We start from the raw sequence: 12,872 nt of genomic DNA, 5'->3' as shown, positions 1-12,872 counted from the left end.
CCACGGCCGACGGCACCATGTACTCCGGCACCCGCTCACCGGCGAACCGCCGCACCGCTTCCTCGATCCCCTCCTGCTCACCGGCCGGAACCACGTAGGCGACCAGCCGCACGTCCCCTGGCACGTCCTCCCTGGGCACCACCGCCACCTGCCCCACCTCGGGACAGTCGGCCAGGACCAGGCCGACCTCGCTCGGCTCGACCCGGAACCCGCGGATCTTCACCTGGTCGTCGGCCCGCCCGGCGAAGAGCAACTCGCCGTCGGCCGTCCAGCTCACCCGGTCGCCGGTCCGGTACATGCGCTCCCCGCCCGGCCCGAACGGGCACGCCACGAAGCGCTCGGCCGTCAGCCCGGGACGGCCGGTGTAGCCGCGGGTCACCTGGATCCCGGCGATGTGCAGCTCGCCGACGACGCCGGGCGGCACCGGCCGGAGGAACTCGTCCAGCACGTACGCCCGCGTGTTGGCCACCGGCCGCCCGATCGGCACCGAGGACCCGTCCCAGCCGGGCGGGCACCGCCACGCGGTGACCTCGATCGACGCCTCGGTGGGCCCGTAGTAGTTCTCCAGCCCCACCCCGCCCAGTACCTCGGCGAAGCGCCGCGTCGCGTGCACCGGCAGCGCCTCACCGGAACAGGCCACCCACCGCAGCCCGCCGCACTGCGCGGCGGCGGGCTCGGCCAGGAACGCCTCCAGCATCGACGGGACGAAGTGGGCCACATCAACCCGCTCACGGCGAATCACCTCAGCCAAGTAAGCCGCGTCACGATGCCCGCCGGGCCGGGCCAGGACCAGCACGCCACCCCACAGCAGCGGCCAGAAGAACTCCCACACCGACACGTCGAACCCGAACGACGTCTTCTGCAACACCCGAGTCCCCTGCGGCAACCGCAACCGCTCCTGCATCCAGGCCAGCCGATTCACCACACCCGCATGCGGCACCACCACACCCTTCGGCCGCCCCGTCGAACCCGACGTGAACATCACATAAGCCGCGTTCGCGCCGGTCAGCACACCGCCACGCTCCACGGCGGTCAACGCCTGGCCGGGCTGGGCCGCCAGCTCCGCCCGTACCGCCGGATCGTCCAGCACGACCCGCGCGATCCCGCCGGGCAGCCGCACTCCGGACGAGGTGATCACGCACACCGCGCCGGCCTGCTCCACCAGGTACGCCATCCGTTCGGCCGGATAGTCGGGATCCACCGGCAGGTAGGCGGCCCCGGCCTTCAGCACGGCCAGCAGCGCGACCACCAGATCGACGCCGCGTTCCAGCGACACCCCGACCACGGACTCCACCCCGGCGCCACGGGCCACGAGCAGCCGTGCCAGCCGGTTCGCGCGCGCGTCCAGCTCGGCGAAGGTCAGCTCCATCCCGTCGCCCACGACGGCCGTCTCGTCCGGGAGCGCGGCCACGCGCGCCTCGAACAGCTCCGCCAGCGTGCCGGCCGGCCGGTCCGCGGCGGTGTCGTTCCACTGCTCCAGCACCCGGTGCCGCTCATCGGCGTCCAGCACGTCCACGTCGCCCAGCCGGGTGCCGGGTTCGGCGGTCAGCGCGTCGAGCACCCGCAGCCACCGTGCCACCAGTTGCTCGGCCCTCTCGCGGTCGAACAGGTCGGCGGCTGCCCGCAGCGTGCCGCGCAGCCCCGGCGTCTCGCCCTGGGCGCCGGCGAACTCGGTCAGGCTCAGCTCCACGTCGAACTTGGCCGGCGGCTCGTGCACCGGCAGCTCGGAGACCCGCACGCCGGGCAGCCGCAGCGCGGCCTCGCCGGTGTTCTGCAGGGTGAGCAGCACCTGGAACAGCGGGTGCCGGGCCATCGACCTGGCCGGGGCCAGCTCCTCGACCAGCCGCTCGAACGGCACGTCCTGGTGGTCGAAGGCGGCCACGCTCGACTCGCGCACCCGGCCCAGCAGCTCGCGGAACGTCGGATTGCCCGACAGGTCGGTGCGCAGGACCAGGGTGTTGACGAAGAAGCCGACGAGGTCGTCCAGCGCCTCGTCCATGCGTCCCGCGTTCGGTGACCCGATCGGGACGTCGGTGCCGGCGCCGAGCCGCGACAACAGCACCGCCAGCGCGGCCTGCACCACCATGAACGTCGTGACGCCCTCGGCCCGCGCCACCTCGGCCAGCCGCGCGTGCGTCCCGGCCGGGACCTCGACGGGGACGGTGTGCCCCCGGTAGGAGGGCACGGCGGGGCGCGGCCGGTCCACCGGCAGCGCCAGCTCCTCCGGCGCGCCGGCCAGCGCGTCGCGCCAGTGGCGGAGCTGCCGGGCGATCACGCTGTCCTCGTCCTGGTCCTCGCCCAGCAGGTCCCGCTGCCAGAGCGCGTAGTCGGCGTACTGCACCGGCAGCGGCTCCCAGTCCGGCGCCCGCCCGTCGCGGCGGGCCGCGTACGCCACCGACAGGTCCCGCGCGAGCAGCCCCATCGACCAGCCGTCACCGGCGATGTGGTGCACGACCACGACCAGCACGTGCTCGTCCTGTGACGCGGGGAACAGCCACGCCCGCACCGGCACCTCGGCCGACAGATCGAACGCGTGCCCCACGGCCGCGCCGACCGCCGCGTCCAGCTCCTGCGGCGCCACCTCGGGCGTCGCCAGCTCCCACTCCAGCTCGGCCGACGGCACCACCCGCTGGTACGGCTCCCCGTCCACCTCGGGAAAGACCGTCCGCAGCACCTCGTGCCGCTCGATCACGTCCCGCAGCGCCGCCTCCAGCGCCACGGGATCGACCCCGGCGGACAGGCGGAGCACGGCGGGCACGTTGTAGGTGGCGCTCGGCCCTTCGAGCCGGCCGATGAACCAGAGCCGCTGCTGCGCGAACGACAGCGGCACCCGTTCCGGCCGCTCCACCACCCGCAGCGCCTTGCGCGCCGCTCCCGCCTCGCCGATCCGGGCCGCCAGCGCCGCCACCGACGGCGTCTCGAACAGCCAGCGCAGCGGCACCTCCGTGCCCAGTTCGGCCCGGATCCGGCTGATCATGCGCACGGCCAGCAGCGAGTGGCCGCCCAGCCGGAAGAAGTCGTCGTCCACGCCCACGCCGTCCAGCCCCAGCACGTCGGCGAAGGCCCGGCACAACTGCTCCTCCAGCGGCGTGGCCACGGCCCGGCCCCGGCTCGGCTCCTCCTGGTCCAGGGCCGGCAGGGCCGCGCGGTCCACCTCGCCGGCCGGGGTCAGCGGCAGCGCGTCGAGCACGACCACCGCCGCGGGCATCAGGTGCCTGGGCAGCCGGTCGGCGGCGTGGCGGTGCAGCAGGCGGGGCCGCACGTCCGTGCCCGCGACGTAGGCCACCAGGCTTATGTCACCGGAGGCGTCCTGACGGGCGACCACCGCGGCCCGCGACACCTGCGGGTGCGCCGCCAGCACCGACTCCACCTCGCCCGGTTCGACCCGGAATCCGCAGATCCGCACCTGGTCGTCGGTCCGGCCGAGGTGTTCCAGGCGTCCACCGGCGGCCCAGCGGACGAGGTCGCCGCTGCGGTACATGCGGGCGCCCGGCTCGTACGGGCAGGCCACGAACCGCTCCGCCGTCAGACCCGGCCTGCCCACGTAACCGCGTGCCACCTGGGCTCCCGCGAGATACAACTCACCCGGCACACCAGGCGGCACCGGCCGCAGGCGCTCGTCCAGCACGTACATCCGGCAGTTCGCGACCGGCCGCCCGTCCTGGACACACTCCTCCATCCCGCCCGCGCCCCGATGCGCAGGCCCTCCCTCGACCGCCGCCCCGGACACCAGTTGCGCCCAAAGGCCCGGCATGGGCGCTTGGGGTGCCCACGCGACCTGATTCGCCAGCGCGGCATGCGTCACCACCACACCCTTGGGACCGGGCTCGTAGAGCACATACGCCGCCTGATCCGGGGCCGGCACGTGCTCCAGCCGGGTGGGAGCAGCCTCCGCCAGCCGCCGTTCGGTCTCCGGGGCGTCGAGCACGAGCAGCCGCACCGGCCCCTCGGCCGACCGCCGCTCCGCTTCCAGGTCGCCGAGCGCGAGCGGTCGCGCCGATCCTCCCGGCAGCTTCGCCGCGAGGTCGGCGCTGGTGAGCGCCGGCGTGGCCCGGCTGTCGGCCAGCATGAAGGCGATCCGTCCCGCCGGATCAGCGGGATCGATCGGCAGGCAGGCCGCTCCCGCCTGCCACACCGCCAGCGCCGCGACGACCGCCTCGGGCCCGGGCTCCAGGCACACGCCCACCACCGACTCGGGGCCGACGCCCTCGCTCGCCAGCACCCGTGCCAGCCGACCGGCCCGCTTCCGCACCTCCGCGTACGACATCACGCCGCCGACCCACCGCACCGCCGCCGCGTCGGGCGTCCTGGCCGCCTGAGCCTCGAACGCCGCCACGACCGAAGCACCGGTGACGGTGTCGCCGCCGGTGCTGGTGGCGCTGCCGGTGGCGGTCACGGTGGCGCTGCCGGTGCCGTTCCACTCCTCAAGCACCCGCCGCCGTTCCGCGGCGTCGAGCAGGTCCACCTCGCTCAGTCGTACCGACGGCTCGGCGGTCACCGCCGACAGCACCCGCACCAGCCGGGACACCAGCAGCTCGGCCGAGGAGCGGTCGAACAGGTCAGCGGCGGCCAGCATGCGGCCGCGCAGCCCGGCCGGCGCGCCGTTCGTGTCGAAGACCTCGCCGGCCAGTACCTCGATGTCGAGCTTGGCCGCCGAGTCACCGGGCGGCAGCTCCTCGGCGCGCACGCCGGGCAGCCGCAGCGACGCCTCGCCGGTGTTCTGCGGGTTCAGCATGACCTGGAACACCGGGTGCCGGGCCATCGACCGCGTCTGTGCCAGCTCCTCCACCAGCCGCTCGAACGGCACGTCCTGGTGGTCGAAGGCCGCCAGGGTGGCCTCGCGCACCCGATCGAGCAGGTCGCGGAACGTCGGATCCCCCGACAGGTCGGCCCGTACCACCAGCGTGTTGACGAAGCAGCCGACCAGGTCCTCCAGCGCCTCGTCGGTACGCCCGGCGTTGGCCAGCCCGAGCGGCAGGTCCGTGCCCGCTCCCAGGCGCGACAGCAGCACCGCCAGCGCGGCCTGGACCACCATGAACGTGGTCACGCCCTCGGCCCTGGCCAGCTCCACCGCGCGGGCGTGCACCCCGGCCGGCACCTCGACCGGCACGCTGTGGCTCCGGTAGGAGGGCATCGCCGGGCGCGGCCGATCCACCGGCAGCGCCAGCTCCTCCGGCGCCCCGGCCAGAGCGTCGCGCCAGTACGCGAGCTGCTCCGACAACACGCTCTCCGGGTCCCGTTCGTCACCCAGGAGTTCCCGCTGCCACAACGTGTAGTCCGCGTACTGCACCGGCAGCGGCTCCCACTCCGGCGCCCGCCCTTCGCAGCGGGCCGCGTACGCCGCCGAGACATCCCGCCCCAGCGGCCCCAAAGACCACAGGTCCCCCGCGATGTGGTGCACGACCACCACCAGCACGTGCTCGTCCGCCGCCACCGAGAACAGCCACGCCCGCACCGGCACCTCGGCCGACAGGTCGAACGCGTGCCCCACGGCCGCGCCGATCGCCGCGTCCAGCTCCTCCGGCCTCACCTCGGCCGTCGTCAGCGCCCAGTCCAGCTCGGACGGCGGCAGCACGTGCTGATGGGGCTCACCGTTCACGGTGGGGAAGACCGTGCGCAGCACCTCGTGCCGGCCGATCACGTCTCGCAGCGCCGCGTCCAGCGCCGCCCGGTCGACCTCGCCCGACAGGCGCTGGGCGATCCGGATGTTGTAGATCGCGCTCGGGCCTTCCACCTGCGCGATGAACCAGAGCCGCCGCTGCGCGAATGACAACGGAATCATCAGGAACCCTCCCGGGTACGCATCGGCCGTAGCGCCGGTCTGGCCGGCTTCCTGTCTCCGAGCTGTCGTGCCAGCTGGGCCACCGTCCGCGCGGTGAAGAGCGTGCGCAGCGGCACCTCGACACCGAGCACGGTCCGCACCCGGCCGGCCAGCCGCACCGCCAGCAGCGAGTGGCCGCCCAGCGCGAAGAAGTCGTCGTCCACCCCGACCTCGGGCAGCCCGAGCACCTGGGCGAACAGCTCGCACAGGGTCTCCTCCCTGACGCCGGCCGGCTTGCGCCCGCCGCCCGCCCGGTACGCGGGCGCGGGCAGTGCCTTGCGGTCGAGCTTGCCGCTGGTGGTCACGGGCAGCGCGGCCAGCGTCACGACGGCGGCGGGCACCATGTGCGCAGGCAGCCGCTCGACCGCGAACGCCCGCACCGCCTCACCCAACCCGACGTCCTCGGCCTCCCGCGCGTCGTCCTTCCCCGGGACGACGTAGGCGACCAGGGTCTTGACGCCCGGCACGTCCTCCCGTGCGATCACCGCCGCCTGGAACACCCCGGGATGGGCGGCTACCACCGCCTGCACCTCGCCCGGCTCGATCCGGAAGCCCCGGATCTTCACCTGGTCGTCACCGCGCCCGGCGAACACCAGCCGCCCGTCCTCGGTCCACCGCACCCGGTCCCCGGTCCGGTACATCCGCCCGCCCCCGGCGCCGAAGGGGTCGGCCAGGAAGCGCTCGGCGCTCAGCCCGGGGCGGCCGGCGTAGCCGCGGGCGACCTGCGCGCCGGCCAGGTACAGCTCCCCGGCCACGCCCGGCGGCACCGGGCACAACCGGTCGTCCAGGACGTAGGCCCGGGTGTTCACGTTGGGCCGGCCGATCGACACCTCGCCCCCGGAGTCCCCGAAGTCCCCAGATTCCCCGGAGTTCCGGGAGCCCCCGGAGTGCCGGGAGTTCCGGGACATCGGCTCGTCCGTCATCGCGGAGCAGACCGTCACCTCGGTCGGGCCGTAGGCGTTCACCAGCCGCCGCCCCGGACCCCAGCGCGCCACCAGCTCTGGCCCCAGCGCCTCGCCGCCGGCCACCAGCGTCCGTACGCCGGCCAGGTCGGAGGGCGTCAGCACGCTCAGCGACGAGGGCGGCACCAGCGCGTGACTCACACGGAGCCGGGCCACCACCTCGGCCAGGCCGGCGCCAGGCAGCAGGTCGTGGGCGTCGGCCACTACCAGGCAGCCGCCCGACCACAACGCCACCAGCACCTCCCAGCAGGCGGCGTCGAAGCCCGGCGAGGCCAGTTGCAGCACCCGGTCTCCGGCGCCCACCTGCCATCCCCCCGCCGTCAGCAGGTTGACCGCCCCCTCGTGGGTGACCATCACCCCCTTCGGCCGCCCGGTGGAGCCCGAGGTGTAGATCACGTACGCCAGGCAGCCCGGCGCCAGTCGCCCGGCACGCTCACGGGCGCTCACCCGCTCGCCGGACAGCCCGGCCAGCTCCGCCACGACCGCCGGATCGTCGACCACCACCTGCCGCACACCGCCGAGCCCCCGCCCGGCCTGCGCCGAAGAGGTCACCACCAGCGCCGCGTCCGCGTCGGCCAGGGAGAACGCGATCCGTTCCGCCGGATACACGGGATCGAGCGGCAGGAACGCGGCGCCCGCCTTCAGCGCGGCCAGCACCGCGACGACCCACTCCACCCCCCGCCCCAGCACCAGGCCGACCGTCGACTCCACCGCCACGCCCCGGCCGATCAGCAGCCTGGCCAGCCGGTTCGCCCGCTCGTCCAGCTCCGCGTACGACAGCTCCACCTCGCCCGAGGCCACCGCGACCGCGTCGGGCGACCGGGAGACCTGCGCCTCGAACAGCTCGACCAGCGTCGCGGGCGCCACCTCCACCGCCGCGCCGTTCCACTCCGCGAGCAGCCGGCGGCACTCGGCCTCGTCCAGCACGGACACGGAGTGCAGGGGCTGATCCGGCTCCTCGTCGAGGGCCGATTCCAGCGCGGTCACCAGGCCCTGCGCCGCCGTCCGCACCAGCGCGGCCACGGCATGGGCGTCGATCGGCGCGACGGCGTCCACCGCCAGCCTGATGGCGTCGCCGTCGTCGTCCGCCAGCAGCGCGAGCGGGTAGTTCGTGCGCTCGTGCGCGTACACGAGGCGTACGCCCTCCATCGACTCGTCCCACCGCGCGCCGAGATCCTGCCCGGTGTTGCGCCGGTAGTTGAGGATGGCGGTGAACAGCGGCGTGTCCCCCGCCACCCCGCTCGCCTGCTGGGCCAGGGTGAGCGGCGCGTGCTCGTGCTCCAGCAGTTCCCCGAGCTGGGAGCGCATCTCGAACACGGCGTCCCGCGCGCCGATCGCGCCCGTGCGCACGCGCACCGGAAGGGTGTTGATGAACGGGCCGGGCACGCGGTCGGCGCCCAGGCCCGCGTTCATCCGCCCGAACAGCACGGTGCCGAAGACCACGTCGTCCCGGCCGGAGACCACCGCGACCACCCGGGCCCAGAGCACGTGCAGCACCGTCGCCGGGCTGACGCCGAGGCGACGCGACACCTCGCGCAGGCGGCCGACCAGCCCCGGCGCCGCCTCGATCGGCGCGCGCACGACGCCGGCGCCGTCGCCGCGCACATCCACCACGCCGTAGGGGGCGGTCGGCTCCTCGACGTCGCCGAGCAACGCGCCGAAGTATCGCTCGTGCTCGGACCTCCGCACGCCACCACGCGCCTGCGCCACGAAGTCGCGGAACGGCAGCGGCTCGGGCAGCTCGTCCCCGCGTCCGGTCATGATGGCGAGGATCTCCGCGAGCAGCACTTCCAGCGCGGTGCCGTCGCGCACCATGTGGTGGGCACGCACCAGGACCAGCCAGCGCTCGCTGCCCGGCTCGGCCGCGATATGCGTGTCGAGCAGCGGAGGCCGTCCGAGGTCCATGATCCGGCCGCCGGCCGCGACCAGCTCGGCCACGGGATCCGCGCCGCGTGGGTCGAGCACCACCTCCTCGACCGGCAGCGCGGCCCGGCGCCACACCACCTGGACGGGCTCGCGCAGCCCTTCCCACACGTACGAGGTGCGGTAGATGTCGTGCCTGGCGACCACCTGCCGCAACGCGTCGAGGAAGGCGTCGAGCCGCTGCCGCGAGTCGAACCGCAGCACGGCCGGCATCACGTACGCGTCGTCGCCGCCGTCGGCGAGCAGGTGGTGGAAGAGCAGCCCTTCCTGGAGCGGCGCGAGCGGGTAGACGTCGGCCACGTTCGCCGCGCCGCCCTCGACCGTGGCGACGACCCGCTCGATCTCCTCGGCGGTCAGCTCCACCAGCGGCAACATCTCCGGCGTGATCTCGGTGGCGTCGGCCGGGATGAGGTTGGGCGGCGGTGTGACGCGGTCGATGCCCGCCGTTCCGGCGAGCGCCGCCACCGTCGGCGTGTCGAACAACGTCCGCACCGACACCGAGACGCCCCGGCTGCGCAGCAGCTCCACCAGGCGGACGGCGAGCAGCGAGTGGCCGCCGAGCGCGAAGAAGTCGTCGTCGACCCCGACCGCGGGCAGCCCGAGCACCTCGGCGAACGCGGCGCACAGCGCCTCCTCGCGGGGGCTGGAGGGGCCCCGACCGGCTCCCGTGGCGGCGGCGTGGTCGGGCGCGGGCAGGGCGTGGCGGTCCAGCTTGCCGTTGGCGGTCAGCGGCAGCGACTCCAGCACCACCCAGGCCGACGGCACCATGTGGTCCGGCAGCCGCTCGGCCGCGAAGGCGCGCACCACCGACGGCAGTTCGCCCGCGCCCTCCTGATCGACCGGCACCAGGTAGCCGACCAGCCGTACGTCACCCGGTGCCGCCTCGCGGGCCACCACCGCGACCTGGTCCACGCCCCGGCACCTGGCCAGCACGGCGCCGACCTCGCCCGGCTCCACCCGGAAGCCACGGATCTTGACCTGGTCGTCCACCCGGCCGGCGAAGACCAGCTCACCGCCGGGCGTCCAGCGGGCCCGGTCGCCGGTGCGGTACATGCGTCCGCCGCCGAAGGGGCAGGCCACGAACCGTTCGGCCGTCAGCCCCGCACGCCCGAGGTAGCCGCGGGCCAGCTGCGCGCCGGCGACGTAGAGCTCTCCGGTCACGTTCGCGGGCACCGGCGCCAGGTGCTCGTCCAGCACGTACAGGCGGGTGTTCGCGACCGGCGTCCCGACCGGCACCTCGCCGCCGGCCCGCAGGCGGGTGGTCGCGACGCCGATGGTGGTCTCGGTGGGGCCGTAGTGGTTGAACACCGCGCAGCCGCGCCGCTCCGCCGCCGCGAGCAGGCCTTCCACCCAGCCCGGCGCCGCCGCCTCCCCGCCCAGCACCAGCGCGCGAGCGAGCAGCAGCGGCTCCGGCTCGCCCAGTGCCGCCAGGTGGGAGGGCACCATCTTCAGGTAGTCCACGCTCAGGTCGCGCAGCGCCGCCGGGTCGGTGGCGGCGTCCTCCGGCACGATGTGCAGCCGCCCGCCCCTGGTCAGAGCCGCGAAGAGCACGGTGTTGCCCAGGTCGGTCGCCTGCCCCTGCACCAGCGCGTACCGGCCGTCCGCCATGCCCAGCCGTTCCGGCACCGAGGCGACGTAGTTGGCCAGCCCGGCCTGGGTGACCACGACCCCCTTCGGCCGGCCGGTCGAGCCGGAGGTGTAGATGACGTACGCGGCCTGCCCGCCGTGCGTCACCCGCTCGGGACTGGTGGCGGGCGCCATGTCGAGGCGCATCCTCGCGAACGGGTCGTCGAGGGTGAGCATGCGGCTCGGGCCGGCGGGCAGCTCCTCGGCCAGCTCCGCGCTGGTGACCGTGAGCACGGCGCGGCTGTCGGCCAGCATGAACGCGATCCGCTCCACCGGCTGGCGCGGATCGATCGGCACGTACGCCGCCCCGGCCTTCCACACGCCCAGCAGCGCCGCGACGAGGTCGGCGCCCCGCTCCAGGCACACGCCCACCACGGACTCGGGCCCGACGCCCTCGCCGATCAGGACGTGGGCCAGGCGGTTCGCCCGCTCGTCCAGCTCGGCGTACGAGACCTCGACCCCGTCGGCCACCACCGCGACCGCGCCGGGCTCCTGCGCCTCGAACCGCTCCAGCACCGGGACGTGAAGCCCTTCGGCCGCCGTGTCGTTCCACCGCTCCAGGACCAGCCGCCGACCGGCCTCGTCGAGGGTGTCCACGCCGCTCAGCGGCAGTTCCTCGCCGCCGTCGAGGACCTGTTCGAGCGCGGTCACCAGGTTGGCGGCGGCGGTGCGGACCATCAGGCCGACGCCGCGGGCGTCGATCGGGGCGACCGCGTCCACGGCCACCGACGTGCTGTCGCCGTCGTCGTCGATCAGGACGACGAGGGGGTAGTTGGTGCGCTCGCGCACGGACAGCAGCCGGACGCCGTCCATCTTCCCGTCCACGCCGGCGCCGGTGTTGTGCCGGTAGTTGAGGAACGAGGTGAACAGCGGCGCGTCGCCCGCGATCCCGCTGGCCTGCTGGGCCAGGGTGAGTGACGCGTGCTCGTGCTCCAGGAGCTCGGCGAGCTGGCCGCGCATGGCCGACACCGCCGCCAGCACACCCATTTCGCCCGTACGCAGTCGTACCGGCAGCGTGTTCATGAACGGGCCCGGCACCCGGTCCGCGCCGGTCCCGGCGTTCATCCGCCCGAACAGCACCGTGCCGAACACCACGTCAGGCCGGCTCGACGCGGTGGCGAGCACCCGCGCCCAGGCCACGTGCAGCACCGTCGCCGGGCTCACCCCGAGCCGCCTGGCCACCTCACGCAACCGCCCGTGCAGCTCACGCCCGAACGGCACCACCTCGTGCACGGTGTCGGCGCCGTCGCCACGCACGTCCACCAGCCCGAACGGCGCCGTCGGCTCCTGGACGTCACCCAGCAGCTCCGCGAAGTACCGCGAGTGCTCGGCGTCCTCGACTCCTCCGCGTGCCTGCGCCACGAAGTTCCGGAACGGCAGCGGCTCGGGCAGCCCGGCTCCCTGCCCGGCGAGGAACGCGGCCACCTCGGCGAGCAGCACCTCCAGGGCGGTGTGGTCCCTGACCACGTGGTGCATGCGGACGAGTGCCAGCCACCGGTCATCGCCGGGTACGGCCGCGAGGTGCACGTCCATCAGCGGCGCCCGGTGCAGGTCCATCACCGATCCGGCCAGCTCGACCAGCGCGCCGGCGGGGTCGGCGCAGTCCGGGGCCAGCGTCACTTCCTCGACCGGCAGCACGGCGTGCCGCCGCACCACCTGCACCGGCTCCCGCAGCCCCGACCACACCAGGGAGGTGCGGTAAATGTCGTGCCGGTCGACCACCCGCTGCAACGCCTGCGCGAATCGTTCCGCCCGCTGCCGCGAGTCGAACTCCAGCACGGCGCGCAGCACGTACGCGTCCTCGCCGCCGTCGGCCAGCAGGTGGTGGAAGAGCAGCCCTTCCTGGAGGGGCGCGAGGGGGTAGATGTCGGCCACATCGGCCGGGCCGCCCTCGACCGTGGCCGTGATCCGGTCGATCTCCTCGGCGGTCAGGTCCACCAGCGGCAGCAGGTCGGGGGTGATCTCGGTCGCGCCGGGCGGGATCAGGTTCGGCGGGACCTCCACCTGCCGGGGCCCGGCCGCGGCGGCCAGCCCGGCCACCGTCGGGGTCTCGAACAAGGCCCGCACCGACACCGGCACACCCCGCGACCGCAGCCGCTCCACCAGCCGGATCACCAGCAGCGAGTGGCCGCCGAGCCGGAAGAAGTCGTCATCCACCCCGACGCTGTCCAGGCGCAGGACGTGCGCGAACGCCGCACACAGGACCTGCTCTTCGCGGGTGGACGGTTCGCGGCTGGGGGTGGTGACGTGCTGGGGGGCGGGGAGGGCTTTGCGGTCGAGCTTGCCGTTCACGGTCACCGGCAGGTGCTCCAGCACGACCACGGCCGACGGCACCATGTACTCCGGCACCCGCTTACCGGCGAAGCGCCGTACCGTCTCCTCGATCCCCGCCTGCTCGCCGGCCGGAACCACGTAGGCGACCAGCCGCACCTCTCCCGGTACGTCCTCCCTGGGCACCACCACAACCTGACCCACCCCAGGACACGCGGCCAGCACCTCGGTGACCTCACCCGGCTCCACCCGGAAACCCCGGATCTTCA

General features: G+C 74.4%; 2 protein-coding genes. Both read right to left on the bottom strand.

Features of this window, described 5'->3' with window-relative positions; genetic code table 11:
* The coding region (locus ABFX54_RS53940) for an amino acid adenylation domain-containing protein (protein ID WP_346115114.1) at positions 1-5,782 on the bottom strand (5,782 nt) is incomplete at its 3' end.
* The gene (locus ABFX54_RS53935; RefSeq protein WP_346115113.1) at positions 5,782-12,852 is read right to left on the bottom strand and encodes an amino acid adenylation domain-containing protein; all 7,071 of its coding nucleotides are present in this window, start codon (positions 12,850-12,852) and stop codon (positions 5,782-5,784) included. The genes ABFX54_RS53940 and ABFX54_RS53935, both read right to left, overlap by 1 nt.
* Positions 12,853-12,872: the final 20 nt, after the last annotated feature.

Source organism: Nonomuraea maheshkhaliensis, assembly GCF_039529435.1.
Taxonomy (GTDB): domain Bacteria; phylum Actinomycetota; class Actinomycetes; order Streptosporangiales; family Streptosporangiaceae; genus Nonomuraea; species Nonomuraea maheshkhaliensis.
This window is presented reverse-complemented; position numbering and strand designations above follow the sequence as displayed.